The organism is Candidatus Villigracilis vicinus (assembly GCF_016702885.1).
GTDB classification, from domain to species: domain Bacteria; phylum Chloroflexota; class Anaerolineae; order Anaerolineales; family Villigracilaceae; genus Villigracilis; species Villigracilis vicinus.
The window spans coordinates 151,912-176,447 of sequence record NZ_JADJDD010000022.1 but is presented as its reverse complement, the minus strand read 5'-3'; the positions used below and the strand labels follow the sequence as shown (position 1 = coordinate 176,447).

General features: G+C 50.4%; 29 protein-coding genes. 13 read left to right on the top strand and 16 right to left on the bottom strand.

The annotated features are described in order from the left end of the window. Positions 1 to 8 precede the first annotated feature (8 nt). Positions 9 to 1,424, bottom strand: a complete 1,416-nt coding sequence (locus IPG80_RS15415; RefSeq protein ID WP_345108406.1) for an FAD-dependent oxidoreductase — start codon at positions 1,422 to 1,424, stop codon at positions 9 to 11. Between the two features lie 253 nt (positions 1,425 to 1,677). Here IPG80_RS15415 and IPG80_RS15410 point away from each other — a divergent pair, with 253 nt between their 5' ends. Together IPG80_RS15410 and IPG80_RS15405 are read left to right on the top strand one after the other, a co-directional pair. Continuing rightward, a complete protein-coding gene (locus tag IPG80_RS15410) occupies positions 1,678 to 2,535 on the top strand; it encodes a hypothetical protein (protein ID WP_345108404.1) in 858 nt (285 codons plus the stop codon). A 74-nt stretch (positions 2,536 to 2,609) separates the two neighbouring features. Then, positions 2,610 to 3,311, top strand: a complete 702-nt coding sequence (locus IPG80_RS15405; protein ID WP_345108402.1) for a lytic transglycosylase domain-containing protein — start codon at positions 2,610 to 2,612, stop codon at positions 3,309 to 3,311. 15 nt (positions 3,312 to 3,326) lie between these two features. Here the strand turns inward: IPG80_RS15405 and IPG80_RS15400 are convergent, their stop codons facing one another. The 4 genes from IPG80_RS15400 to IPG80_RS15385 all read right to left on the bottom strand — a co-directional run bounded on the left by IPG80_RS15400 (position 3,327) and on the right by IPG80_RS15385 (position 6,811). Continuing rightward, positions 3,327 to 4,694, bottom strand: a complete 1,368-nt coding sequence (locus IPG80_RS15400) for a HAMP domain-containing sensor histidine kinase (RefSeq protein ID WP_345108399.1) — start codon at positions 4,692 to 4,694, stop codon at positions 3,327 to 3,329. A 151-nt stretch (positions 4,695 to 4,845) separates the two neighbouring features. After that, positions 4,846 to 5,523, bottom strand: a complete 678-nt coding sequence (locus IPG80_RS15395; protein ID WP_345108396.1) for a response regulator transcription factor — start codon at positions 5,521 to 5,523, stop codon at positions 4,846 to 4,848. 42 nt (positions 5,524 to 5,565) lie between these two features. Beyond that, positions 5,566 to 6,216 carry a pseudouridine synthase gene (locus tag IPG80_RS15390; RefSeq protein WP_345108393.1) on the bottom strand — a complete coding sequence of 217 codons (651 nt, stop codon included), beginning with the start codon at positions 6,214 to 6,216 and terminating at the stop codon, positions 5,566 to 5,568. After that, positions 6,194 to 6,811 carry a hypothetical protein gene (locus IPG80_RS15385; protein ID WP_345108390.1) on the bottom strand — a complete coding sequence of 206 codons (618 nt, stop codon included), beginning with the start codon at positions 6,809 to 6,811 and terminating at the stop codon, positions 6,194 to 6,196. Before IPG80_RS15385 ends, IPG80_RS15390 begins: the two co-directional genes overlap by 23 nt. Positions 6,812 to 6,900: 89 nt before the next feature. Between IPG80_RS15385 and IPG80_RS15380 the strand changes: the two genes are divergently transcribed. Beyond that, on the top strand, positions 6,901 to 7,719 hold the full coding sequence (locus IPG80_RS15380; protein ID WP_345108387.1) for a TrmH family RNA methyltransferase: 819 nt from the start codon (positions 6,901 to 6,903) through the stop codon (positions 7,717 to 7,719). Positions 7,720 to 7,810: 91 nt separating this feature from the next. Continuing rightward, positions 7,811 to 8,227: an META domain-containing protein gene (locus tag IPG80_RS15375; protein WP_345108385.1), complete on the top strand. Its 417-nt coding sequence runs from the start codon at positions 7,811 to 7,813 to the stop codon at positions 8,225 to 8,227. Between the two features lie 32 nt (positions 8,228 to 8,259). Here the strand turns inward: IPG80_RS15375 and IPG80_RS15370 are convergent, their stop codons facing one another. From IPG80_RS15370 to IPG80_RS15325, 10 genes are all read right to left on the bottom strand, one after another. Next, positions 8,260 to 9,045: an ABC-2 family transporter protein gene (locus tag IPG80_RS15370; RefSeq protein ID WP_345108382.1), complete on the bottom strand. Its 786-nt coding sequence runs from the start codon at positions 9,043 to 9,045 to the stop codon at positions 8,260 to 8,262. A gap of 1 nt (position 9,046) precedes the next feature. After that, on the bottom strand, positions 9,047 to 9,844 hold the full coding sequence (locus IPG80_RS15365; protein ID WP_345108379.1) for an ABC-2 family transporter protein: 798 nt from the start codon (positions 9,842 to 9,844) through the stop codon (positions 9,047 to 9,049). A 74-nt stretch (positions 9,845 to 9,918) separates the two neighbouring features. Continuing rightward, entirely contained in the window at positions 9,919 to 10,896 is a 978-nt protein-coding gene (locus tag IPG80_RS15360) for an ATP-binding cassette domain-containing protein (RefSeq protein ID WP_345108376.1), read from the bottom strand. Between the two features lie 58 nt (positions 10,897 to 10,954). Beyond that, positions 10,955 to 11,596, bottom strand: a complete 642-nt coding sequence (locus IPG80_RS15355) for an SIMPL domain-containing protein (RefSeq protein WP_345108374.1) — start codon at positions 11,594 to 11,596, stop codon at positions 10,955 to 10,957. A 117-nt stretch (positions 11,597 to 11,713) separates the two neighbouring features. Next, positions 11,714 to 12,985 (bottom strand): kynureninase, encoded by a 1,272-nt coding sequence (gene kynU, locus IPG80_RS15350; protein ID WP_345108371.1) that lies wholly within the window; start codon positions 12,983 to 12,985, stop codon positions 11,714 to 11,716. A gap of 51 nt (positions 12,986 to 13,036) precedes the next feature. Beyond that, positions 13,037 to 13,588: a hypothetical protein gene (locus tag IPG80_RS15345; protein WP_345108368.1), complete on the bottom strand. Its 552-nt coding sequence runs from the start codon at positions 13,586 to 13,588 to the stop codon at positions 13,037 to 13,039. Between the two features lie 11 nt (positions 13,589 to 13,599). Continuing rightward, positions 13,600 to 14,199 (bottom strand): hypothetical protein, encoded by a 600-nt coding sequence (locus IPG80_RS15340; protein ID WP_345108366.1) that lies wholly within the window; start codon positions 14,197 to 14,199, stop codon positions 13,600 to 13,602. A 192-nt stretch (positions 14,200 to 14,391) separates the two neighbouring features. Next, the gene (lysS, locus tag IPG80_RS15335; protein ID WP_345108364.1) at positions 14,392 to 15,903 is read right to left on the bottom strand and encodes a lysine--tRNA ligase; all 1,512 of its coding nucleotides are present in this window, start codon (positions 15,901 to 15,903) and stop codon (positions 14,392 to 14,394) included. Positions 15,904 to 16,016: 113 nt separating this feature from the next. Beyond that, on the bottom strand, positions 16,017 to 16,487 hold the full coding sequence (gene greA, locus IPG80_RS15330) for a transcription elongation factor GreA (RefSeq protein ID WP_345108362.1): 471 nt from the start codon (positions 16,485 to 16,487) through the stop codon (positions 16,017 to 16,019). A 144-nt stretch (positions 16,488 to 16,631) separates the two neighbouring features. Then, entirely contained in the window at positions 16,632 to 17,372 is a 741-nt protein-coding gene (locus IPG80_RS15325; protein ID WP_345108359.1) for a PIG-L family deacetylase, read from the bottom strand. A 56-nt stretch (positions 17,373 to 17,428) separates the two neighbouring features. Between IPG80_RS15325 and IPG80_RS15320 the strand changes: the two genes are divergently transcribed. From IPG80_RS15320 to IPG80_RS15280, 9 genes are all read left to right on the top strand, one after another. Beyond that, the gene (locus IPG80_RS15320; RefSeq protein ID WP_345108357.1) at positions 17,429 to 17,764 is read left to right on the top strand and encodes a PilZ domain-containing protein; all 336 of its coding nucleotides are present in this window, start codon (positions 17,429 to 17,431) and stop codon (positions 17,762 to 17,764) included. A 111-nt stretch (positions 17,765 to 17,875) separates the two neighbouring features. Beyond that, complete coding sequence (locus tag IPG80_RS15315; protein WP_345108355.1) at positions 17,876 to 18,877, top strand: oxidoreductase; 1,002 nt, start codon at positions 17,876 to 17,878, stop codon at positions 18,875 to 18,877. Continuing rightward, positions 18,867 to 19,199, top strand: coding sequence for a hypothetical protein (locus IPG80_RS15310; RefSeq protein WP_345108352.1), 333 nt, complete (start codon positions 18,867 to 18,869; stop codon positions 19,197 to 19,199). The genes IPG80_RS15315 and IPG80_RS15310 overlap by 11 nt, the downstream gene beginning before the upstream one ends. Continuing rightward, entirely contained in the window at positions 19,196 to 19,876 is a 681-nt protein-coding gene (locus IPG80_RS15305) for a 2-phosphosulfolactate phosphatase (protein ID WP_345108349.1), read from the top strand. Before IPG80_RS15310 ends, IPG80_RS15305 begins: the two co-directional genes overlap by 4 nt. A gap of 20 nt (positions 19,877 to 19,896) precedes the next feature. After that, positions 19,897 to 20,274 carry a 6-carboxytetrahydropterin synthase gene (locus tag IPG80_RS15300; protein ID WP_345108346.1) on the top strand — a complete coding sequence of 126 codons (378 nt, stop codon included), beginning with the start codon at positions 19,897 to 19,899 and terminating at the stop codon, positions 20,272 to 20,274. Further along, positions 20,275 to 21,327, top strand: a complete 1,053-nt coding sequence (locus tag IPG80_RS15295) for a glycosyltransferase family 4 protein (protein WP_345108344.1) — start codon at positions 20,275 to 20,277, stop codon at positions 21,325 to 21,327. Positions 21,328 to 21,360: 33 nt separating this feature from the next. Continuing rightward, positions 21,361 to 21,960, top strand: a complete 600-nt coding sequence (locus IPG80_RS15290) for a YiiX/YebB-like N1pC/P60 family cysteine hydrolase (protein ID WP_345108341.1) — start codon at positions 21,361 to 21,363, stop codon at positions 21,958 to 21,960. Positions 21,961 to 22,006: 46 nt separating this feature from the next. After that, positions 22,007 to 22,873: a DMT family transporter gene (locus tag IPG80_RS15285; RefSeq protein WP_345108338.1), complete on the top strand. Its 867-nt coding sequence runs from the start codon at positions 22,007 to 22,009 to the stop codon at positions 22,871 to 22,873. Positions 22,874 to 22,931: 58 nt separating this feature from the next. After that, positions 22,932 to 24,185, top strand: a complete 1,254-nt coding sequence (locus IPG80_RS15280; RefSeq protein WP_345108335.1) for a DEAD/DEAH box helicase — start codon at positions 22,932 to 22,934, stop codon at positions 24,183 to 24,185. Positions 24,186 to 24,234: 49 nt separating this feature from the next. On the opposite strand, the gene IPG80_RS15275 is transcribed toward IPG80_RS15280, so the two are convergent. Beyond that, the gene (locus tag IPG80_RS15275) at positions 24,235 to 24,447 is read right to left on the bottom strand and encodes a cold-shock protein (protein ID WP_345108332.1); all 213 of its coding nucleotides are present in this window, start codon (positions 24,445 to 24,447) and stop codon (positions 24,235 to 24,237) included. Between the last annotated feature and the right edge of the window lie 89 nt (positions 24,448 to 24,536).

Below are 24,536 nucleotides of genomic sequence, written 5' to 3'. Positions count from 1 at the left end.
CTTTTTGATTAAGAATCAAACCCCAAACCCAACGCATCCAAAGTCTTCAACCACAGATTTCTCCTCCCCTGATTTCGATCTGCTTGATCCAACGACCATTGTGTGAAGTTGATGATCGGCGAACGGAATGGCTCTGGTGGGAATGGGAACGGCTTGGTTCTGACCATTTGTAACTCAGTCAGCTCGGTCTTCTCGCCGCTGAGCAAATCCAACATTACGCGTGCGCCAAAGCGCGACGTGCCAACTCCTAAACCGGTATAGCCCATGGCATAGGTCAACTTGCCGCCATAGGCTTTGCCCCAAAAGACAGCATAACGTGAGCAAGTGTCGATTACGCCACCCCAGGCATGGGTAAAGCGCAGACCTTCCAGCTGGGGAAAGGCTTGGAAGAAGTGCTCAGCCAAAAGTCCGAAAGAGGCGGGGCGGTTCTCCAAATGCGGCGCGACTTGATTATTGCGGTGATAGATCGCGTCGTAGCCGCCCCACAGAATCCGCCCGTCTGATGTCATTTGCGAATAATGGAATTGATTGTTGATATCGCTCAAGCCTTCGCGTCCGTACCAGCCAATGGCATCGTGCTGAGCTTTGGAAAGCGGCTCGGTCATCAAAACATAATCATAGACCGGCACAACATAAAGCGAAAGATGTTTTAGCAAAGGCGGGAAGGCATTGGTTGCCAGCGCCACTTTACGCGCTGTGACTTGACCCTGCGGAGTCTTGAGGACCAAATGCTCGCGCCTCTCTTCCAACGCCGTGACCGGGGTGCCCTCAAAAAAGCGGACTCCAAGCTGAATACATGCCTTCTTCAAACCCCATGCCAAGCGCGCCGGGTTGAGCATGGCATTGGACATGTCGATTGCGCCCGCCAAAAAGGTCGGCGAGTTGATACGTGCGCGCATTTCGGCTTGATCAAAGAATTGCGCAGGCACACCATATTGTGCGGCGAGTTCGACTTCTTCACGCAGCTCTGCGATTTGATGTTCTTCGTTGGCAATGCCAACTTCGCCCGAGCGGATGAAATCGCAGTCAATATTGAATTGTTTGACGGTGGCTTCGATGCCATCGAGATTTTCTTTGCCTAGTCGAATGAGCGTGGGAAGTTCTTTCGCCCAGCGACTCCTGCCATTATCGATGCCATGCGTGAGAGAGGCGGCGCAGAAGCCGCCGTTACGTCCGCTGGCACCGATGGCGATCTCCCCTGCTTCAAGCAAGACAACATCTCGATTCGGGTCGGCTTGCTTGGCTTGCAGAGCCGTCCACAAACCGGTGAAGCCTCCGCCTATGATGGCGAGGTCGGTTTGGATCTGGGTTGTAAGAGGTGGGGTTGGTTCTGGTTTGGAGGGGTCATCCAACCAATAGGGCATGTGCTTCACATCCGCAATCGCCCGCAGACTTTCTAGGCGCGGTGTGTTCGAGAAAAACATTGGGTCTCCGTTTTCGCGGTTCACCCGGTTCAAGGGGTGAAGTCATAGAGTGCAGATAGTGTAACGGGGATGGGTGGATTGAGTCAAATAAGAAACAAAAAATATTGCCACGAAAACCGCAATAGGAAAAAGAAACGAGAGAATCTGAACCCCGATTTTCTCTCATTCAAACCTTGACACAAAAAAACATTTGTTCTAAAATCCGCTCTACTATTAGAACACACGTTCTGTATCAATCGACAAGGAGGTCGAAATGACTAATTACCGTCGCAATCCACTTGGGGATACCCTGCTTCGTTTATGGAACAGCATCGTCCACAACCGCCAATATAGCCGCGGCGCTGCCTGGGGTGCCATGATCCTCGGCGCTCTGCTCGCCTTTGAGATCTTTAACTTTAGCACCACCCAATATGCGTTGCACGATATGCTCGGCGACCTGACCTTTGCAGGTATGCGCTGGTCCACAGTGCTGGCCATTGCCTTCTGCGGTATCGACTTTGCCGGCATCGCCCGTATCTTCACCCCCGAACAAGGGCGTGATGAACCTGCTGAAGTTTATTATCTCTTTGGTGCCTGGCTGCTCGCTGCTGGTTTCAACGCTACACTTACCTGGTGGGGTGTTTCTGTTGCAATTGCTCAGAATGGCAACATTCAAGGAACTGCTGCAATGAGTACTGAAACCATTACAAAGATCGTCCCGATCTTTGTCGCTGGAATGGTTTGGCTGGTGCGCCTGCTCATCATTGGTACTTTCTCGCTGGCTGGCGAACGTCTCTTTACCACGGCTCAGGCTCACTCCAACACATACCAGTCCAACTACAACCAGCCACGCCCTCAACCACAGCCACAGCAGCAACCGCGCCCGGTTTATCAAAACCAAAGTCAACAGCGCCCGCAGTACAACCAACCCACCAATCAGCCCATTCTGCGCCCAGCCTCACAGATCAATCGACCTGTCAGCGCTGCCCCGGCTTCACAGACCAACTTCCGCCCGGCGCCAAAGCCCGTTTCGTCCACTCAAACATCCTTCATTCCTCCCGAGCCGACTTATCATCCTGTCTCCTATGAAGCTCGCAGTTCCGAAGGCGCAGACCGACGCTACGACGCATAAAAATATTTTTTCGACAACTAAATACTCACCTCTTCGAGCCCGGGTCCCTCAGACCCAGAAAAGAGAATTTACACATGCCCCGCGCTCGTTCTACAAAAACAGACTCATACCAAATACAAGCCGCTCCTCTGGAAGATGCAGGGAGCGGCTGTTTTTCTGGTTTTGTCATCGTTCCTTTTGCTGTCATCTTGCTTAGTGTTCTACTTGGAACATTGGCATTAAAGAAAGCCAATCCGCTTCCAATGGCATCTTTAGACTCGATGCCCGATTCCATCCCATCAAACCTTTCCCCCATTTTCAGGCGGGAAGTCCTCTATTGGGCAGACTCCATCTCGAGATGGGCATCCGCTTCAAACCTCGACCCGAACCTGGTTGCCACCATTATGCAAATCGAATCTTGTGGAGACCCGCGTGCCACATCTGGCGCCGGTGCCATGGGGCTCTTCCAAGTAATGCCATTTCACTTCCATGCAGGGGATGATCCCTATAACCCCGAAACCAATGCCTCTCGCGGACTCGCCTACCTCGTCCGCTCCCTTGCCAGCGCAAATGGAGACGCCCGTCTTGCCATGGCTGGCTACAACGGCGGCATTGGCATCATCCCACGCGCTGAATGGAGTTGGCATGCAGAAACGAAGCGTTACGTTCAATATGGCGCGCCGATCTACAACGATGCCATAAGCGGCATTACTGTCAGTGATGCATTAGATGAATGGTATACAAAATACGGTGTCAGTCTCTGCAGCCAAGCCAGTCAACGGCTGGGTTTGCCATAACCCCCAATTAAACGATTACTTAACTACGTTCAACCAGATCACAAACGTTGTCCCTTCGCCTTCCTTCGACTCGACCTTGATCTGACCACCATGTTGCTCTACGATCCATTTCGTGATGGACAATCCCAACCCAAACCCACTGGTTTGGGAACGGGTTCGGGATTTTTCTGCGCGATAGAAACGCTCAAATATATAGGGGAGGTCTTCAGCAGGAATGCCTGGTCCCGTATCGCGAACGATCAGCCGCACTTGTTCACCAATACGTTTGAGGCTCAGGAAAACCTCACCGCCATGCGGTGTATATTGAATGGCATTGGCAACCAAATTCAAAATAACCTGCTTCAATCGGTCCCGGTCCCCTTTAACAAGGGCTTCATCGATTTGATTAAGGTGTACTTTTACCTTACTGCCAGCCAAGACACGCGTTTCCGTAAAGACTTCTGTCAAAAGCAGGTCAAGTTCAACTCGCGCAAAATTCAGCGGCACTTTCCCTGAATCTGCTTGCGCCAGCATGAGCAATCCGCTCACAAGGCGGTTCAGCCTGCCCGCCTCCTGGTCGATACTGTTGAGCAGGTCTTCATCAGGTTCCTTATACTTACGGATCAAATCGACATTGCCTTTGATAACCGTTAACGGCGTACGCAGTTCGTGGCTCACATCGGCAAGTAAGCGTTGCTGTGAAGTAAAAAGAGACTCCAGCCGTTCCAGCGTTTGATTCACAGAAATGACCAGGTCCCCCACATCATCCTGCAGGGCGCCCTGGTTTGGAATGCGGCGCGAAAGATCATCTGCACGGTTGATCTGATCCACCGTGTCGGCAATATCCTGCAGGGGCGAGAGTGCCCGCCCAAGCACAACCCACGACCCCCACATCACCAACCCAACTGCCACCACAGCGATCACCGCCATGATCGAAAGCAAACTGGTGCGCGTGTTATCTGCCACCGTCAGGCTGGCAGCCACCTGCAATATCCCTATGATGCGATTGCGTAATTTAAGCGGAACGGTGAGGACCCGCAGATGCGCCCCATCCAGGTAGGAATCCTCATACATCGTCTTCCCCATGTCCAGACCAATGGGGTCAAGAGGTTTATTCAAAGAGCCAATACTCGGAGACGTTGTGAGAAGATTTCCATCTGCTCCCCAGACCTGTACGTAGGCGTTCGCCGTCATATCCAACTGTGGAAGGCTGATGACGCTCAGGTCCCCTGTCGAGTCGACTGTGGTCGCCCGCACGATCTCACGCGCCACTCCTGCCAACAGGTTATCCACCTGATTCAACAAGATCACATTGACAAGGATGTACACTGCCGCACCAAATACAAGCAGGATGCCGCCCATAAATGTGGAGTACAACAAGGTAAGACGCAGACGCAGGGACATTGACGATTGACGATTGACGATTGACGATTGACGATTGACGATTGACGATTGACGATTGACGATTGACGATTGACGATTGACGATTAAGAAAAAATTGGTAACCTGTATATTACCAGTTACCAATTACAAAACAAGAATTACACATTATGCCTTAAGGATTCTCTCTTAGGACATAGCCAACGCCGCGCACCGTATGGATCAGGCGCATTTCATTTTCCACTTCCAGTTTCTGGCGAAGATAGCGAATATATACTTCCAAGACATTGCTCTCGCCGCCAAAGTCGTAGCCCCATACCCGGTCAAAGATCACTTCGCGGGTCAATACCTGCTTAGGATGGCGCAGGAACAATTCCAATAATTCGTATTCCTTCGCGGTCAATGCCACAGTGCGATTGCCACGGGTTGCCTGCCGCGAGCCCGTATCCAGCGAAAGGTCGGCAAACTTCAAAACGGGAATGCGTTCCGGCTGGGTTCGGCGTAGAAGCGCACGTACACGTGCCAGCAATTCATCCAGATTGAACGGCTTGACCATGTAGTCATCTGCTCCCGCGTCCAATCCTTGAATGCGATCTTGAACGGTATCTTTTGCCGTCAACATCAAAATGGGAATCGAACCGCCCTGGCGCAAACGATGGCAAACTTCCAAGCCATCCATACCGGGTAACATCCAATCCAGAACCACCAGATCGGGAGTATGGTCGCGTGCTGCGATCAACCCCATCCGTCCGTCTGTGGCGGTATCGACCGTATAACCTTCATACGCCAGACCGCGCTGCAATAACTTTAAGATTGCTTGATCGTCTTCGATGATGAGGATTCGCTCGTTCATGGCTGTGCTCCTTACTAAAAATATACCATAAATTCAAAAGGCTCATTTGCCTCTCAGCAAACGTAAAGCTTCTTGAAAATCATGTGGATAGTCTGCCTGAACGGTCAATCTCTTACCCGTTTCAGGGTGAGTGAATGTTAAGGAAAAAGCATGCAGCGCCGGGCGTGCGATCAGGTCTGTTTCGGGAGCACTATATAAGACATCTCCCAACAGCGGATGCCCCAATGCGTACGCATGAACGCGGATCTGGTGTGTCCTTCCTGTCATCGGTGACGCCTCTACCAGCGCTGCAGCTTGATAGCGTTCCAGCAGATTGAAGCGCGTCTCCGAGCGGACTCCGCCGCGGTCATCCACGACGGTGCGATGCTTGTGCCCCACATTCACCCGCAGCGGAAATTTCGTCACCTTCTGCTCCCATTTGGGGAGTCCGTTTATCAAAGCATGATACGACTTCTCCACTTCATGCTTCTCGAACTGAATATTCAATGAACGATGCGCTTCCGCCGTCAATGCAAAGACGATGACGCCGCTGGTGATCTTGTCGATGCGATGCACGACCCAGATCCTGCCGTATTTCTCCTCCAGCAATTTTGCGAGATACGGCGCTTCCTTATCCCAGCCTTCCGGCAGGACGGAAAGATCGGCAGTTTTATTAACTACAAGAATGGAGCTATCTTGATGAAGGATCTGCATCTGAATTTGCCAATTGATCTTTCTGAGGGGGTGATAGTTTTTGAGCGAGCCTGCTATGTTTTAAGCCGGTCAAATAGCAGGAAAATGTGCCGCCAAGAAAAAAAGGACTAAAGGTGATCAAAAACACAAGGAAGAACAAGACCGCATAAAGGTACAGGTCAAATGCCGAACTCAGGTAGGAAAAGCGCTGCCCGAATATGATGCTGCCCGTTACCCCGCCTTCGCGCTTGTAAATATGGATCTGCTTCCAGTTACGGAAATGACGCATGTGTACTGCAACTTCCAACAGGAGGAGTGCGCCAATCAAAAAAGAGTAGAGCCAATCCATTCGAAGGATGCGCACACCTAAAAACCAAAATACAGGGATAATGATGGTATAGGCGAACAGATAGAGAATGTGTCTTCTGGAAATGCGGGACTGCCCGTCAATATCTTTTTGAAATTGCGGGGTCAATTCAAAGCTCTTCTCGAACTTAAAAACTCCAATATCTTTATAGCCCCTGGCAGCAGCAAGAGTCATGTAATAATCGCTGATATAAAGTGCAGCCCAGAGCAGCATGCCGGGAATGGGAGTGCTGGTCAGAATATATTCCATTAGATTTCCTTTTCTCAATTGTACCCTTTCAACAATGCCCCCAAACAAGTCAACTTGACCCCACCTTATAACAAGATTATCATGACAGCATGGAAGAACAATCAGCCAATAACCCTTTTCTTGTCGATTCGCTCAATCACCCGCTGGCGGGACCTATTCGCAAACTGCTTACCCGCGAAGGGCGGCGCGAGCTCAATCAGATCCTCATTGATGATGAAGAGAATATTCTGCAAGCCATCGAAGCCGGAGTGGAGATCGACTCGCTTTATTATGCAGGCGAAGAGACTGTCTCGGATACGCTGCGCAAGAATCTCACCGCCGGGGCGACCATTCACGAAGTCGCCAAACGCACCACTAAAAAGCTCTTTGAAAATGACAAAATTTCGCGCATCTTTGCGATTGCCTACACGCCACAACCCGTCGGGTTGGAGGCGTTGAAATCCATCAAAAAAGATGTGGTCGTGCTCGAAGATTTGAGCATCTCTGGCAATATTGGCAACATCACCCGCACTTCACTTGCGCTGGGCGTGGGCGGAATCCTCCTGCTCAACATGGACCCTGTTGATCTGTACGACCGTCGTCTCATCCGTGCGAGTCGAGGGTATCTTTTCTCCCTGCCTATGATCACCGCATCCACTGCAGACTTTTTGGATTATTGCAAAAAGAATAACGAGTCGCTCATGGTCATGGATATGCACGCAGATAAGGCAGTGGATGAAATCGCAGCCACCCCTCACCGCCTGTTACTTGCTTTTGGCAGCGAAAAAGATGGCTGCTCAGCGGAGGTCGAAAACGCTGCCACGATGAAAGTACGCATCCCCATCAGTGATAAAGTCGAGTCGCTCAATGTTTCGGCATCGGCAGGAATCACACTTTACAGCCGCTCAAAATTCAACCAGGCGAACTAGCTCAACCGGAACCGAGGAAAACCTCGGTTCTTTTTTTTCGGGAACTTTTTATCCATCGGGGCGTCAAAATAGATATCAAGGAGAAGAAATTATGAAACTCGCCACCTTACCTGCTCTTATTATGTTAACGCTCGCTATGGTCATTTTTAACGCTTGCTCCACAACCAACACCAGCCTCACTGGCGAATGGAAGCTCGTCTCGTACGGCGACTCTGCCGCACCCACCCCTGCTGTACCAGGTGTAGAAACATCCATTTCGTTTGAAGATGGTCAATTCGGCGGGACGGTTGGATGTAACACCTTCGGCGGAGATTACAAACTCAACGGCGACCAAATGAGCATTGGCTCAATCATCTCGACCATGATGTTCTGTGACCAGACATCCGCACAGGAAAGTGCAGTCCTCGCCATCCTTTCAGACAAGACGATGACTGTCACTCAAAGTGGAAACCTATTGACATTGTCTTCTGCGGATGGAAAGTCTATAGTGATTTTGGAAAAGAAATAAACAAAACGGCGACTTGAAGTCGCCGTTTTGTTTTAGCTGCTTGCGCCGCTGTATTGTTTCAAACCCGTCTTCCACACGCGTGTCGCGATCAAGAAGCTGAGCACGCTCACGCCGAGAAAGGTCAGCACCTGGATGACGCTCAATTCGCCACGCAAGGCTTGGAGCGGAATGGTTGTTGCAACTGCAATGGGAATAATGAAAGTGACGATGACACGCAACCAGGCAGGATAGACAGTCGCCGGATAACGCCCGGCATCCATCAACGCTTGCAGGATGGTGACGTTATTGTCAAATTTGACAAACCAGAACGTCAGCGCGATGAGGACGATCCAAAGGCTATAGATGACGATCATGCCTGAGAGGCTGAGCAGGATAAAGGTCAGGATCTGAGCCGCGGAGGTCACTGAAGCAGACATATTGACCCCCACCACGATCAACACCACAGCAAGTACCAAGTCCCAAATCCGCCAGACGGTGATGCGCGAGAAAGTGACCAAGAACATGCTGTTGACCGGTTGCAGGATGGTGTAATCCATCGAGCCATCACGAATGGACTGGTTGAATTTCTCAGTGTTGGGCCAGATCAGCGCGATCATCATGGTGTTGACGAGGCGGAAGACACCCAACAGCGCAATGAGTTCGCCCAAGCCCCAACCGCCGAGGGTTTCAGTGTTGTTGAAGATGATATTAAGGGAAAGCAATTCCCAGCCGAGCCACATCAGGTTGAGCAAAATGTTGACAACAGTATCGGCACGATATGCCAGTGACATTTGCACGTTGACTTTGAAGAATGCAGAAAGTAGTTTGAGAGTCTGCATGTTATGCTCCCACCGCAGAAAATCGCTTGACGCCGTTGCGCCAGACGAGGTTAAACAAGACCACAGCGACCACCAGCCACACGCCCGACATGATGTATCCAAGTACGATCTGCTCTGTTGAAAGCTTGCCGAGGATCAGCTGAATAGGAAAATACAACAGCAACTGAAATGGGAGGTATTGCGCGATATCTTGAATCAATTTTGGCATGAGCGGCAGCGGCACGAACTGACCCGAGAACAACAGAATGAGCGCGAAGTAAAATTCATGAATGGAGTAGATGCGGGTCGTCCAGAAAGCGAGAGAGACGATAGTGGCGGACAGCAGATAACCGATAAAGAACGCCACGATCATCACAGGGATGGACAGCAAGACACCGGTTAAAGTAATGCCGCTGAAATCAGGCTTGAAGAGCATGAACAAAACAATCCACACAGGAATCAACCCCATAATCGTCAACACCTTGAAGGCAACATTATTGACCAATGCATTCGTCAACATGGGATGAATGGGTTTGATCAGTTCGCCTGAAAGCGAACCATCTTGAATCTTGTAGGCAAAAGTATGAATGATGATGTTACTTGTGATCTGGTCACAGATCAGCAGAACCATGTAATAGGTCGTGAAATCGTTGGCAGTAAACCCGTTGACATCACCTTTGACGTTCGCAATGCTCGTCCACACGGCGAGGTACACAATGGGAGAAACCAGCCAGTATAAAAGATACATCAACAAGTTGGCGCGGTATTGCCACTGCTCCGCCCAGTTCACTTGCCAGAGTCGTTTGAAAATTAAGAACATAAAATTCTCCATTCATCGTAGGGACGACCCGCCCATATAGGCAGTGCTCCTCGATAAACAATGAAGGGTCGCCCCTACGCGTTGAATGCCTGCTCGATCACATCCTCAATCGGTGGATCGGCGATGGTGATATCGCGGATGGGCAAGTCCGCCAGAAGCCGTGAAGTGACGTGCGTCACTTCCTCCGCTTTGACCTGGATGTAGCGCTTCTCGGCATCTTCCTCGTTTTGAACCACTTCCCCATATTTGCTCAAGTCATGCGCATCCGCATCTGCCAGCATCACACCGATCAACTTGAACGGCGCGATCTTCTTCGAGAGGTCGTTGATGCCGCCATCATATTTCAACTGTCCGTGATGGATGATGATAATGCGCTCACACAAGGCGGTAACATCCGCCATGTAGTGACTGGTCAGCAAAATCGTCGCGCCGGTGCGCTTGTTGTACTCTCTCAAAAACTCGCGGATGCGCGACTGACCAGTGATATCCAAACCGATCGTCGGTTCATCTAAAAACAAAACCTTCGGACGGTGTAAAAGTCCAGCCGCGATCTCGCACTTCATGCGCTCACCCAAAGATAAATTGCGAACCGGTTTCTTCATCAACGGCTCGAGTTCGAGCAATTCATCCAATTCTTTATAAGTTTCTTTATATTCATCATCGGGGATGCGATAGATGGCTTGGTTGAGCAAGAACGAATCCGCAGCGGGAATGTCCCATGAGAGGCGATTGCGCTGCCCCATCACCAAAGTCATCGAGCGCAGATATTCAGGTTTGAGCTCCCAAGGCGTGAATCCCAAGACATTCGCACTTCCGCCTGTGGGATGCAGTAACCCGGAAAGCATCTTCAAGGTTGTGGTCTTGCCCGCACCGTTCGGTCCGAGAAAGCCAACCACCTCGCCCTGCTCAATGGTGAAGTCCACTTGTTGAACAGCCTTCACCTCTTTATATTTGCGTTTGAAAAAGCTACGAACAGCCGCACCAAATCCACCTTCGCGCTCCGGCACCTGATACGTTTTACTTAAATGTTGAACTTGAATGGTCGGGGACATAAATAAAATCTCTCCTTGGGGGAAGAGATTTTATCATTATTAGAACAAAAGTGCTAGACTAGAATTCAGAGACTCGATACCAAATATCCACATTCACATGAATGGTCTTTGAGTGCTGCACATCCATGCCGAGGCTTGGCTCTGGTTCTGCGGGTGCAGAACGAAATGCCGCTTTCGCCTGTGCCTGAAACGGCATTGCCAGCTCTTCATCATAAGTATTTTCCATCAAGTCATACACGCCCAATAACTTCACCCCCATCGCCTGCGCTATCTTCGCGGCTTTGCTTTTGGCTTTCTCCAAGGTCGTTAGCAGCAAGGCTTCACGCGCTGCATCTTCGTCGTATTTCCATTCCGTCTGCGTAAGCGTTGCATTCTTCTGAGATGAGATCACATCCAAAATCTCTGCGAACTTCGCTAAATCTTCACAGCGGATTTTTAAACGATAGGATGCCGTAGAAGATTTCAACACCGCGCCTGAGGATGTGGACACATTCACGCCTTGAAGCGTGACCGCCTCTTCCTTAACCCCAACCTGCTTCAGCGCTTCGAGCAGTTGATTCACTTCCTTAGCTTTCTTCATCGCCTCGTTACTGCTGAGCAGCGAGGAGCCTTTGACCGTCACATGCAAATCCGCATGGGTGGCAAATACTTCTTCTTTATGAGATGCAGAGACTTTGATGGTATCGGGTTTGTGTTCCATCTTTACTCTTTCCCGTCATTGCGAGGAGTGAACGATAGTGAACGACGAAGCAATCTCACAGCACGGACATGAGATTGCTTCGGGCGGAAGAACGTCGCCCTCGCAATGACGAATACTTTATGTTACTGCCAATTTATTCTTCGGATATTTCTCGTAACGCTTCTCTTCCATCACTCTACGGATTCTGTCGAAGCCTTCCCAGACATCTGCAAAGGAAAGATAGATGGGCGCAAAGCCGAGACGCAGGTTATCGGGCGCACGGAAGTCTGGGATGAGATTCATCTCTTCGATGAGGGTGCGGTTGATGCGGTAGCCTTCGGGATGGCGAATGGAGATGTGCGAGCCGCGAATGGCAGAGTCCGCTGGGGAGCCTAATGAAAAGCCGAAGGGGACGAGCCAGCTTTCGGTTAAGAAAGAGGCGAAGTCCGTCATCAAAATGGATTTTTCGCGAAGCGCGTCCATACCTGCTTGCATGAGCGGTTCGAGGGCAGCTTCCATAGTGAGTAAAGAAATCATCGGTTGTGTGCCAACGAGAAAGCGTTGCGCGCCGGGGGCGGGGGTGTAATCGAGGTCGAAGTCGAAGGGATTTTTTTGACCCCACCAACCCCAGATGGGCGAGGAAAGTTTTTCTTGAATGTTTTTGTTGACGTACAAAAACGCAGGCGCGCCGGGACCGCCGTTGAGGTATTTGTAGGTGCAGCCGATGGCGAAGTCTGCGTTGCAATCGTCGAGGTGGACGGGGACGGAGCCGACCGAGTGAGATAAATCCCAAAGGACGAGCGCGCCTTTTTTATGGGCAAGGTCGGTGACGCGTTGCATGTCGTACATGTAGCCGCTTTTGAACACGACATGCGAAAGAGTGACGAGCGCAGTGTTCTCATTGATGGCGGCTTCAAGCGCGGCGAGATCGGGCGTGATGTCGTTGTCGCTAGCGCCGATGCGGATGATTTCGTGACGATTACCAAGCGTTTGATTGATGCCCTGCAAAATGTAAAGGTCGGAAGGAAAGTTGAATGTGTCGGTGATGATGCGGGTTTTATTCGGTTGAAGCGTGAGTGCAGAGGTGGCGAGTTTGAAGAGGTTGACCGAAACCGTATCGCCGACGAGAGTTTGACCCGTCGCCGCACCGATGAGCTGACCGATCTTATCCCCCACGCGCGAGGGAGCGTCCCACCAGCCTTTGTTCCAACCGCGGATTAAATCCCTGCCCCATTGCTCATCGACAATTTGGCGCGATTTTTCCTGCGCCGCTTTGGGCATCATGCCAAGCGAATTACCGTCGAAGTAAACAAGGCTTGGGTCTGGAATGACAAACGCCTCTTTGAAAGAGGCGAGTTTATCTTGGGCATCAAGTTGCAGGGCGAAATCACGGGAGGCTGAAAAATTCATTAGGTCACCTTTAGGAGTGGATTTCGCCCGATTGTAATCGCCTTTGGTGGTTTATGGCTTGTTGATAGATTCTGCAGAGACAATATCCCCGCCGCTGGTGTAATAGAAGCGGACGTTATCGCCCTGGTTAATGATGTCCATCAGGTTTTCGTTGACACTGAACGAGACACCACCCACGTGCATTTGCAGGCTTTTGACGGTCTTGTAACCGGTGCGATCCTGATTAGACACGCGTCTCTCCACCCAAACAAAGTTGACCGTACCTTCGGCTTTCAGGAGAGATTGTTCATTTTTCTTTTGGGTGCGAAAAATTAAGAAAATGACCATAATGAAGGCAGCGAAAATCGGTCCAACTGCGCCCATTGGCAGCGAGGAAAAGAGACTACTAAATTGGTCACTCGCAGCAGCTATTCGAATGGCGAAATTGGAAATGAAGCCGATCACCAGGACTATTCCCAACACGATCAGGACGCGGTTGTTATAGCGCTGAACCTTGGCTTTTATACGGGTTCGCTGATCTTCGGTGACACGTCCTTGCTGGTTGGCATTCAGGTCGGTCTGGCTGAAGTTGAAATATTCTTGAAGTTTTTCATTCCTAGACATGGGCTTACCCCTTATTTATTTTTTTCAGCAGACAAGAATTTGAAGGGATGGTTAGTGTAGTAAAAAATCCATTCCTCGCCCTGATTGATGACATTGGGCAATTCATTATTGACATTGAACGTCTCGCCACCGATGCGCATCTCCAGCACGCGGACGGTTTTATACGTGGGACCTGTCTTACTCGTATTGCGTTCCCGCCTCTCGACCCATATAAAGTTAACCGTCCCTTCCACACGACGGACGGTTGTATCTACTTTTTTGTTGGCTCGATCAAAGACAACTTTTAGAATCACAATAAGAATTCCGCCAAAGATGACGAGGACAAACAGGACTACACAAATAATGGGGATTAAAGTGAGAAGCGCTTCTGTTGTGACTTTGCCACTTTCCAGTAAACTTCCACCCACTGCGGCAAGGATGGGCGCGCCCAAACCGGTCAATAATGCTCCGCCAAAAACAACTGCAATGATCACGCCAATGATCGTATTGAAACTTTTATGGCTTTTTGCTTTTTCCGCCAGCAAGTCTTTCTGTTTCTGGGTCAGTTGTCCCAAACGATTGGAACCAAGATCAGCATCATCAAAACCTAAAACTTCCATTATTTTTTCCATAGTCACCAGTATTCCTCATAAAAATACAGATGACCAACACCAGAATGGCTGTCATCTGTTTTAGTAAATCTATTTTACGCATGAAAGCCTTATTTGCATCTCCCTCTAAGGTCATAAAAGCTAAGTCCCACTTTTGGGTGAGTTAAAAAAGACCGCCGACAGAAGACGGCGGTCTGTAGTCGGCGGTCGTAACTATTCTTCCTTGCGTAGCGCCGGGAACAAAAGCACTTCACGAATGGAGTGCTTGTTCGTTAGCAGCATTGTCAGGCGATCCACTCCCATGCCAAAGCCGCCATTGGGCGGCATGCCATAACGCATGGCGCGCAGATAATCTTCATCAAGTGGCTGCTTCTCTTCGTCGCCGTCGGCATAATCACGTCCCATTTCGAGGAAGCGCTGTTCCTGATCAAGCGGGTCATTCAATTCGGTGAAGGCATTGCACAACTCAAAGCCTGCCACATACCCTTCAAAACGCTCCACAGTCAGCGGATCGCCAGGCATGGACTTTGCCAGTGGCGAAATATCACGCGGGTAGTTATAAAGGAAGGTCGGCTGGATAAGCGTCGGCTCGAGATATTCGCTGACGAGGAAGTCGATCAACTTACCGCGAGTGGACTTCGGATCAGGCATCGCCTTGGGCAGTTTCTCTTTAATCGCCTTGAGCAACGCCTCAGCCGTTTTATGCTCGGCAATGTCAATGCCGCTGGTTTCAAGGATGCCATCACGCATTTCCACACGCTTCCACGGCGGTTTGAATTCCAATTCATGCTCGCCAAATTTGACCTTGGTGGAGCCAGTCACCTGCTCGGCGGCATATGCCACCATTTGCTCGGTCAGTTCCATCACCTGCAAATAATCCGCGTACGCCCAATAGAATTCAAGCTGGGTAAATTCAGGGTTGTGCTTGAACGACACACCTTCATTGCGGAAGTCACGCCCGATTTCATAGACACGTTCCAAGTTACCCACAAGCAAACGCTTGAGATATAACTCAAAGGAAATGCGCAAATACATATCCTGGTCAAGTTCGTTGTGATGCGTGGTGAACGGACGTGCCGCCGCGCCGCCATACAAGGGCTGGAGGATCGGCGTTTCCACTTCGAGGAAGTTGTGGTCGTCGAGAAAAGTCCGCAAGGCTTTGACCAGCTTTGCGCGTTTTCGAAAGGTATCGCGGACTTCGGAGTTCACTGCCAGATCAGCATAGCGCTGGCGGGCACGCAGTTCGGGGTCATCCAAAGAAGCATAACGGACCACCGTACCGTCTTCCTGAGTCACGTCCTTGTCAGCAGGGAGCGGTGAAATGGATTTGGCGAGCAGGTTGAAGTCCAAGACCTGAAGCGAAGGTTCGCCAGCCTTGGTGCGCATCATCACACCCGTCGCTTCCACGAAATCGCCGAGGTCAAACATCTTGTTGAAAAAGGCGAGGCGATCCTCCCCCACTTCGTTCACGCGCAGGAACAACTGGATCTTGCCGTCACCGTCTTCGATATGGGCGAAGCACAACTTTCCCTTGGGACGCATCGAACGAATGCGACCGGCGAGTGTGACTTTCACCTCAACCGTCTCATCCTTCTCGAATTCGGCGATTGCCTGTGCGCTGGTATGAGTCCGCTTTGCTCGGGTTGGGTACGGCTCCACGCCTTCAGCACGGAGTTCCTCCACTTTCTGCAAACGGATTTTTTCAAGGGAGTTGTATTCTGCCATGATTCTTCCTTCAGTTCCCCTCTCCTTTTAGGAGAGGGGTTAGGGGTGAGGTAAGTATAAAAAAAGCCCCGCATCCAAACTATGGACGCGGGGCAGCGAGGCGCGTCCTAAAATTAGGCGACCTTGAGGATCTTCACGTTGTAAGTACCACCGGGAGTTTCCACTTTAACGGTATCACCCAGCTTGTGTCCAAGAATAGCTTTGCCGATCGGGGATTCATTTGAGATCTTGCCTTCGCGCGGGTTGGCTTCTGCCGCCCCTACAATGGTAAAGGTCTCGGCTTCAAAGTTACCTTCTTTAATGGTCACCTTGGCACCGACTTGAATGGAATCATGTTTCTTCCCTTTGCCGTTATCTTCAATGATCTGTGCGGTGGCAAGTAAAAGATCAAGCTCCTGAATACGGCCTTCCACAAAAGCCTGCTCATTCTTGGCGGCTTCATACTCAGCATTTTCGATCAGTTCCCCGCCTTCCATGGCTTCATGCAAACGCGCGGCAACTTCCTGGCGCTTCACGGTACGCAGGTGTTCAAGCTCCTCTTGAAGCTTGTCATAACCCTCTTTGGTAAGGAAATTGGTTGGCATTCTATTGTCCTGCTAAATGAATTTTGCATCCCCTACCGAGATGCAATGATGAAAAAATTTCCGGTGACGTCATCCGGAAAACGGGCATAATATATCACGATTTAGAGGGTGTTTCAAGCCCCCAAAATTCCTATATGAAATCGTCTAGGCTTTTTCCCAAAAAGCTTGCCCACCAAATTTGAGGAAATGCTGATGAATCTGACCGCGCATGGCACGGTGATTTTTGAAAAGCATGGACATTTGGGATTCATACGCCAGAATCGCCTCTTTCCACGCTTTTAGTCCTGCCCTGCTTACCCGTTCGACCTTTTTCTTCATTCCGACTGTGCTCGGCTTTAGGTGCTCGGGAAAGTTGAACAAATATGGAATATCCGCTACATAATGAAGCGGGCGCTTCAACAATTCTGCTGCAAGCCGCACGGTGACATGGTCAATGTGTTTGCCAATGCCTAGTTGGCAGACCAGTTTATCGTCTGGTTTGAGGCGGGCGGAAATGGCAGCAGCGATCTGTGCTGGCAGGTAATTCTCTTGTTTCAGCGGCGGCGTATAAATATCCACATAGAGCCAGTTCCCCGCCTTATCCTGCCGGTAGATGCAATCTAAAAAGTTGAAATGCCTGGCCTTTGCTCCAAGAATGGCAGCGGAATTCTTATCTTCAACCCGGCGATCACTTACGACCTGCCGTGCAGAGTCCATGCCCCATTGAGCGTGGAGGTATTGAGCAAACGGCGAAAGCGCTTTTGTAGGCGGAAACCCACACATGATCGTCCATATTTCGACGGCATTACCCGCCTGAGTTTGGTCGTAGATCCAACCACCGGCGGAAAGGGAGGCATCATCAAGATGAGGGGAAAGATAGATCCAGCGCATTGCTATTTTTACCATAAAATAGCAATGTATCATTCCATTCACTGCCCTTACACTTGGATGCACGAGGTCCCATGAAAGAAAGACGAAAACAGGAACGCAAAAATCTTATAGCATACACTCAGGTCTTTGATCTGTATGGTGGAAATTTGCTTGGGTATCTTGGCGATCTAACCGCCTCAGGTGCGATGATCATCAGTGAAAAGCCAATGAAACCGGATACAGAGATCACGCTCGCGGTTGAGATTCCTGAGCTGCCGGATATAAAAGCCATTCGCATGAGTTTGGTTGCTCGTGTGGCATGGTGCCAGCAAGACCTCAGCCCGCAGTACTTCAACATTGGCTTCGAATTCAAAGAAGTTCCCTCGGATCAGAAAAAAGCTGATCGAGTCTATTATCCAAAATTATGAATTCCGGCGGGATGTACCCAAATACCCGACCCGTGGGGTGCCGCCAAAATAAAAAATGCCGCAAAGATGGCAGCCTGAAATGGCTGCCATCTTTTATGTTAAACTTCCGCCATGTTTTCTGCCAAGACCCTTATATTCACAGCTCCCGGAAACGTGGAAATCTTTGAAGCGCCGCTTCCTTCTTTGAAAGAGGATGAGGTTTTGGTAAAAACGGTCTGCTCTGCCATCAGCGCCGGGACGGAGATGCTGGTCTACCGCGGACAGTTTCCGCAATTGCAGGATGCGCATGATGCGGTCAGTAGCGAGTTGAAATATCCGCTGGCGTACGGGTATGCATGTGTAGGTGTGGTGCAAGAAGCAGGCAAACAAGTGGACAAGTCTTGGTTAGGCAAATATGTATTTGCTTTTCAACCACATACTTCAGCTTTCATTTCCCAGCCTTCCGCATTAATTCCCCTTCCTGCGGATCTCGCTCCTGAGAACGCCTGCTTTCTTCCGAATATGGAAACGGCGGTCAACCTGGTGCAAGACGGGGCGCCGATCCTTGGAGAACGTGTGATGGTTTTGGGGCAGGGTATGGTGGGCTTGTTGACAGCTTCGCTCTTGAATGAGTTTCCGCTTGAGAATTTAACCGTTGTAGACGGGATCGAACTAAGAAAAAATGCCATTCGAGTTGAAGGTCAAAGGACAAAGCTCAATAAACTTGCGCCTATCGACCTCCAACCCTCTACTCTAGACTCTTTCGACCTTGTCTTCGAGCTCACCGGCTCGCCTTCGGTTTTGAACACTGCCATTGAGCACACTGCCTTCAGCGGGCGCATTGTAATCGGTTCGTGGTATGGACAAAAACGTGCCGAGATCAATCTGGGTGGTTCATTCCATCGTTCACGCATTAAACTTATCTCTTCACAAGTCAGTTCCATTTCGCCAGAACTGAGCGGACGTTGGGATAAATCCCGTCGCTTCGAGGTGGCGTGGCAGGCGTTGGAACGCATTCAGCCTGCAAAGTGGATCACCCAGCGCTTCTCATTGGATGATGCAGCCAAGGCATACCAGTTGCTGGATGAAAATCCGCAAGAGACGCTACAGGTGGTCTTTGACTATGGAAAATAAAAAGATCTCAGGTGCGGCTTTTGCACAGAGTGCGCTTGGGAAATTCTTTCTTGGCGGGCTCCCCAGCATGGGTGGAATATTAACCATGCTGGTTTCTTTGGGCGTTCTCCCCTATATGGATCTGCATCCGAGTCGGATCGCCATTTTCAATGACCCACACACTTGGGAAGTTTTCGCAGTCGGAACCGTAATGCTAAGTTTTGGCATTGCCAACATTTTGCCGCCTCACATGAAAGTTCTTGGCAAGCTCAATATGTTTGTATTACTGTTCTCTTTCCTCGCAGTAGTGATCGGGATTTTGCTCAAAAAACTATCGCTATGAAATTCGATCGGTATATTCTTGAAGATTGTCATCAAGCCGCTGGCATTGTTCTCGTCATTGACGTGTTACGTGCGTTTTCCACTGCGGCATATGCCTTCTCGCGCGGCGCCAAAGAGATTCGACTGGTAAGCAGTGTGGATGAAGCCTTGAAATTAAAATCACAACTTATCAACGCGAAGGCAATGGGCGAAGTGAGTGGACTCCCACCGGAAGGCTTCGACTTCGGCAACTCCCCTACCCGCATCCTTGAACATGACCTGAACGGCATCACCCTCATTCAGCGCACTGGCGCAGGGACCCAGGGTGCTGTCCGCGCTGTGAACGCGAATGTGATGCTGGCAACCAGCTTTGTTGTGGCAAGAGCCACGATTGAATATGTCTTAAAATTAAAGCCTACAGAGATATCGTTTGTCATCACCGGTGGCTTGAAAAATGATGAAGATGTAGCTTGTGCTGATTATTTGGAGAAACAGTTTACTGGGCAGACAGTTGAGGCGCAGGATTTCGTCAAACGAGTACATGCCTCAAGAGATGCGCTTCAGCACATGGAAGAACATCCGCAATTTCCACATGCTGACCTCGCCCTCTGCACGCACATCGATGCTTTTGATTTTGCTATGCCTATTGAACGAAAAAACGGCTATTTAATTATGCAGGCAGTTAGACCTACAGCCTGACTTTTATTTTGGAGAAAACTATGTATTCACTTGGTGTACGTCGGGAATTCATTGCTCGTCACTTTTTGATCGGCGGAGATTGGGGACCGGAAAATTTCCCCAACTCGCATCACTACATCCTTGAGTTGGTTCTGGAAGGTAACGAACTCGACCAACATGGGTACCTTGTTGATATTGTGGATGTGGAAAAGCATCTTGATGAGATCGTAGATTATTACAAAGAACAAATGTTGAATGAAAAACCTGAATTTGCCGGGTTGAACCCATCCATTGAACATTTTGCACGGATACTCGCCACATCTTTAAATGAACGCATCAAGGCAAAGAACATTATCGGTGTAAAAGTAGTGTTGTGGGAACACGCCAATGCGTGGGCGGCATTTCAAGTAACTCGATAAATGAAAATCGGACTTGTCATTTACGGCTCGCTCGACACCCTCAGCGGCGGATATATGTATGACCGTATGTTGGTGGATCATCTCCGTGCGCAAGGCGACATGGTGGAGATCATCTCGCTGCCCTGGCGAAATTACGCTTCACACCTGACGGATAACCTCACCTTCAAGCTGCCCTCAGGTTTGGATATTCTGATCCAAGATGAACTGAATCACCCATCTCTGATATTTGCAAATCGACGCCCGCATCCCTACCCCATGATCAGCCTTGTCCATCATTTGCGTTGCTCGGAACAGCGCCCCAAATGGCAGAATGCTTTTTATCGCGTGGTGGAGAAAGAATATTTACAGGGTGTGGATGGATTCATCTTTAACTCCGAGACGACGAGAGAAGTAGTGCAAGGCGTCGTTGGGAATAACCTGCCTGATGTCGTTGCCTTCCCGCCAACAGATCGCTTTGGAGCGGCACTCAACGAACATGACATCATAGAAAGAAGTAAAGAGAAAGAACTACGCATCCTGTTCCTTGGCAATATCATCGAGCGGAAGGGATTGCATACTCTGCTAGAAGCTTTAACCCAATTACCAAATTCCAATTATCAACTAGATATTGTCGGATCACTCACCACCGAGCCAGCCTATGCCAAACAAATGCAAGACTTTGCCAGTGATAACGGACTATCACCCATTGTCACATTTCACGGCGCACTCAACAACCAACCTCTTGTTGATAAACTTCAGCAAGCCCATCTTCTTGTCGTACCATCCAGTTATGAAGGCTTTGGCATCGTCTACCTCGAAGGGATGGGCTTTGGTCTGCCTGCAATAGGCACCACCCTCGGCGCGGCAAGCGAAGTCATCGAAGATGGCAGGACCGGGTTTCTCATTCAGCCGGGAGACGCTCAACGTTTGACTGAAAAACTGCAGCTCCTGAACGAGAGGCGCGATCTGCTTCTGGAGATGAGCCTCGCAGCGCGGAGTCGCTATCAGCGTCAGCCCAAGTGGCATCAGACGGCAGGTCAGATCCGTGATTTCTTGCTTTCGTTTTTAAGATGAACGGCTGAAACTTCAGGGGGCAAACTCCGTATAATGAATACAATGATTTACACCTATCAGATCAATGGCATGCCCGTGCAAACGGGCGATGTCATTTGCACCATGAACGGCAAACCCGATATTTTGCCAGGCGAGTTTTGGCGAATGGTTGGTCGCCTCGTGCCGGGGGATGTTGACCACGTTGCCATCTATCTCGGACCCGACGGACGCTGTGCCGAGGCAGGCGCACGCGGGGTCATCACCTTTGATGTGCCGAATGGAAATTGGGATACCGAACGTATGGCACGCCAACGCGGACTCCTGTTCGACACCTTCTATGGAGTCGTTTCGCCGTTGGATGTGCTCGGTTATTCTGATGAAGATGAAGTCAACATGCGCATTACGATTGCAAAATATGTGCATGCACAAGTGGGCAAACCTTACAACCTCAATTTTTTCAACCCTGAAACCGAAGACGCCTTCTATTGCAGTCAGTTGATCTACAAAGCATATCAGTCCATCGGTATTGATATGAATACCGGTCTCGCCATGGAACAACTGCCCGGCACGAATCAGATCATCTATCCGCAGGAAATTTGGGAAGGCTTCTCCCATCGAAAACTAAGCCTGAACCCAAACGCAGTACTTGCATAGATCTCCCCATCAACGGGGAGATTTTTTTCGGGTATAGTTGCCGGCTATGAAACGCTTCACCGGAATTTTGCTCATCGGCATTTCTGCCGCTTCATTTGGGACGCTTGCCATCTTTGGGCGTTTTGCCTACGCCGACGGTATGGACACATTCACTGTCCTCTTCCTACGCTTTGGGCTTTCCGCCGCATTCATGACCTTTTTGTTGATCCTGCGCAAGGAGCCGTATCCACGCGGACGCATTCTCGCACAACTCATAGGCATGGGCGCGATCGGTTATGTGGGACAATCCTTTCTTTATATGACCGCAATCAAATATGCCTCCGCGGGTCTGGTGGCGTTGTTGCTGTACCTCTATCCATTCTTCGTCGCCGTGCTTTCCGTGATCTTCCTGCACGAAAAACTCACACGGACGAAGATCATCGCGCTCGTACTTGCATTGGTCGGAGCCGCACTCATCGTGGGACCCGTCAGCGGGCAGCTCATTGGCGCGGTCATGGCGATCGTGGCGGCACTGATCTATTCCATTTACATCATTATCGGCACAAATGTGATGAAACATGTCTCGCCGGTGCAATCGTCTGCGGTCATTTTTGCTTCGGCAGGAGCGGTATATGGCATGTTGACCTTCGTCAACGGAGCACACTTCCCCACCGGGGAGGCAGGCTGGCTTGCAGTTTTAGGCATCATTTTCATTTCCACCATCATTCCGGTAAACACTTTCCTCGCCGGGCTGGATCGGATCGGTCCGACCAATGCCGCCATGCTTTCGACCATTGAACCGATCGTCACTGTCCTGCTATCTACCTGGTTATTTGGCGACCAGCTTCTTCCCATCGTCCTCGTTGGTGGAGGATTGATCCTGACCGCTGTTGTGCTTTTGACACGCTCCGAATTGCAAACAAAAGAAATATAAAGGATATAATGATTTCAAAAGACATCCTCTAGATGTCTGTCACTTTCAGAAGGATTTTATGAATTTCTCTCAATTTCAGCTTGACCCTCGCCTCACGCAGGGAATTACCAAGGCAGGGTACGAATCCCCTACCCCCATTCAACAAGCCGCCATCCCCGCCGCTCTACGCGGACGGGACATTATCGGTACCGCACAGACAGGCACTGGCAAGACCGCTGCCTTTGTTCTGCCTATTTTGAACAAACTACTTGAAGGTCCGCGCCACACACCGCGCGCGCTCATCGTCACACCGACGCGTGAACTGGCAGAGCAGATCAACGATGTGATCAAAGTGCTATCCGCGGGGACAAAGCTCAGGAGTGTAACCATTTACGGCGGTGTTGGAGCGAACCCGCAGATCCAGGCATTGCGTAATGGCGCGGAGATCCTCGTCGCCTGCCCGGGTCGTCTGCTGGATCTCATCGCGCAGGGTCATGCCAAGATGGCAAACATTGAACTGCTCGTACTTGATGAAGCCGACAGAATGTTCGATATGGGCTTCCTTCCAGATGTGCGCCGCATCGTTAAAGCGGTGCCAGAAAAACGGCAGACAATGATGTTCTCTGCCACCTTCCCACCAGATGTGGAATTGCTCGCCCAGTTGGCACTCAAGCAGCCGCAAAAAATCTCGATGGGTATCATCAAACCTGCCCACACGGTTGCGCATGCCTTGTATCCGGTTCCACAGCATTTGAAAACCATGCTGTTGATCGAACTGCTCAAGCGCACCGACACAAATTCTGTGCTGGTCTTCACGCGCACCAAGCATCGCGCCCAACGCGTAGCCCAGCAGATCGAACGCGCCGGGTTCAAGGTCACCAGCCTGCACGGTGACCGTTCACAGGGGCAGCGCCAAGCCGCGCTCAAAGGATTCAAAAGCGGTCATCATGACATCATGGTTGCCACGGATATTGCCGCACGCGGGCTTGATATCGAAACCGTTTCGCACGTCATCAACTACGACATGCCCGATACCGCCGATGCATATATTCACCGCATCGGTCGCACCGGGCGAGCACAACGCACCGGGGATGCCTTCACCTTGGTAACCGATGAAGATAAGGATATGATCCGCACGCTCGAACGCATCATGGGCACTGAACTGAAACGTGAAACGCTGGATGGGTTCGACTATAAGGCTCCCGCTCCGCCGCGCTCTGATTCTGGCGGCAGAGGCAGAGGCGGTCCACGCGGCGATGGGCACCGTCCGCCCAAGCCAGCCCCCACCCCAAAGAGTTATGGCAGGAATCGACTGGCACCACGTAAAAAATAAGAATCAAAAAGAGCCGGATGCTTTCGCATCCGGCTCTTTTTTTGTTGACTTAGCTCAGAACGGTAACGTTGCTGGCCTGAGGACCCTTGGGTCCTTTTTCAACGGTGAACTCGACCTTCTGGCCTTCCTGAAGGTTACGGTAGCCGTCACCCTGGATGGCGGAGAAGTGGACGAACACGTCCGCTCCACCTTCGCGTTCGATAAAGCCGAAGCCCTTATCGCCGTTGAACCACTTTACTGTTCCAATAATTCTGTCAGACATTTTTTGCCTCCTATGGCAATTGAGATTTTATAGGCAAATCTGTTTGTTCCATCGGAGGACAAAACAAAACAGCCCACAGTAAAAACTGT

Coding starts and splice junctions, on each gene's coding strand:
- IPG80_RS15305 (WP_345108349.1), top strand. CDS start 19,196: ATGAAATTCGATCGGTATATTCTTGAAGATTGTCATCAAGCCGCTGGC.
- IPG80_RS15375 (WP_345108385.1), top strand. CDS start 7,811: ATGAAACTCGCCACCTTACCTGCTCTTATTATGTTAACGCTCGCTATG.
- IPG80_RS15400 (WP_345108399.1), bottom strand. CDS start 4,694: ATGTCCCTGCGTCTGCGTCTTACCTTGTTGTACTCCACATTTATGGGC.
- IPG80_RS15280 (WP_345108335.1), top strand. CDS start 22,932: ATGAATTTCTCTCAATTTCAGCTTGACCCTCGCCTCACGCAGGGAATT.
- IPG80_RS15355 (WP_345108374.1), bottom strand. CDS start 11,596: ATGGAACACAAACCCGATACCATCAAAGTCTCTGCATCTCATAAAGAA.
- IPG80_RS15405 (WP_345108402.1), top strand. CDS start 2,610: ATGCCCCGCGCTCGTTCTACAAAAACAGACTCATACCAAATACAAGCC.
- greA (WP_345108362.1), bottom strand. CDS start 16,487: ATGCCAACCAATTTCCTTACCAAAGAGGGTTATGACAAGCTTCAAGAG.
- IPG80_RS15320 (WP_345108357.1), top strand. CDS start 17,429: ATGAAAGAAAGACGAAAACAGGAACGCAAAAATCTTATAGCATACACT.
- IPG80_RS15325 (WP_345108359.1), bottom strand. CDS start 17,372: ATGGTAAAAATAGCAATGCGCTGGATCTATCTTTCCCCTCATCTTGAT.
- kynU (WP_345108371.1), bottom strand. CDS start 12,985: ATGAATTTTTCAGCCTCCCGTGATTTCGCCCTGCAACTTGATGCCCAA.
- IPG80_RS15340 (WP_345108366.1), bottom strand. CDS start 14,199: ATGGAAAAAATAATGGAAGTTTTAGGTTTTGATGATGCTGATCTTGGT.
- IPG80_RS15300 (WP_345108346.1), top strand. CDS start 19,897: ATGTATTCACTTGGTGTACGTCGGGAATTCATTGCTCGTCACTTTTTG.
- IPG80_RS15370 (WP_345108382.1), bottom strand. CDS start 9,045: ATGCAGACTCTCAAACTACTTTCTGCATTCTTCAAAGTCAACGTGCAA.
- IPG80_RS15360 (WP_345108376.1), bottom strand. CDS start 10,896: ATGTCCCCGACCATTCAAGTTCAACATTTAAGTAAAACGTATCAGGTG.
- IPG80_RS15275 (WP_345108332.1), bottom strand. CDS start 24,447: ATGTCTGACAGAATTATTGGAACAGTAAAGTGGTTCAACGGCGATAAG.
- IPG80_RS15290 (WP_345108341.1), top strand. CDS start 21,361: ATGAATACAATGATTTACACCTATCAGATCAATGGCATGCCCGTGCAA.
- IPG80_RS15390 (WP_345108393.1), bottom strand. CDS start 6,216: ATGCAGATCCTTCATCAAGATAGCTCCATTCTTGTAGTTAATAAAACT.
- IPG80_RS15310 (WP_345108352.1), top strand. CDS start 18,867: ATGGAAAATAAAAAGATCTCAGGTGCGGCTTTTGCACAGAGTGCGCTT.
- IPG80_RS15365 (WP_345108379.1), bottom strand. CDS start 9,844: ATGTTCTTAATTTTCAAACGACTCTGGCAAGTGAACTGGGCGGAGCAG.
- IPG80_RS15315 (WP_345108355.1), top strand. CDS start 17,876: ATGTTTTCTGCCAAGACCCTTATATTCACAGCTCCCGGAAACGTGGAA.
- IPG80_RS15395 (WP_345108396.1), bottom strand. CDS start 5,523: ATGAACGAGCGAATCCTCATCATCGAAGACGATCAAGCAATCTTAAAG.
- IPG80_RS15415 (WP_345108406.1), bottom strand. CDS start 1,424: ATGTTTTTCTCGAACACACCGCGCCTAGAAAGTCTGCGGGCGATTGCG.
- IPG80_RS15285 (WP_345108338.1), top strand. CDS start 22,007: ATGAAACGCTTCACCGGAATTTTGCTCATCGGCATTTCTGCCGCTTCA.
- IPG80_RS15380 (WP_345108387.1), top strand. CDS start 6,901: ATGGAAGAACAATCAGCCAATAACCCTTTTCTTGTCGATTCGCTCAAT.
- IPG80_RS15295 (WP_345108344.1), top strand. CDS start 20,275: ATGAAAATCGGACTTGTCATTTACGGCTCGCTCGACACCCTCAGCGGC.
- lysS (WP_345108364.1), bottom strand. CDS start 15,903: ATGGCAGAATACAACTCCCTTGAAAAAATCCGTTTGCAGAAAGTGGAG.
- IPG80_RS15410 (WP_345108404.1), top strand. CDS start 1,678: ATGACTAATTACCGTCGCAATCCACTTGGGGATACCCTGCTTCGTTTA.
- IPG80_RS15385 (WP_345108390.1), bottom strand. CDS start 6,811: ATGGAATATATTCTGACCAGCACTCCCATTCCCGGCATGCTGCTCTGG.
- IPG80_RS15345 (WP_345108368.1), bottom strand. CDS start 13,588: ATGTCTAGGAATGAAAAACTTCAAGAATATTTCAACTTCAGCCAGACC.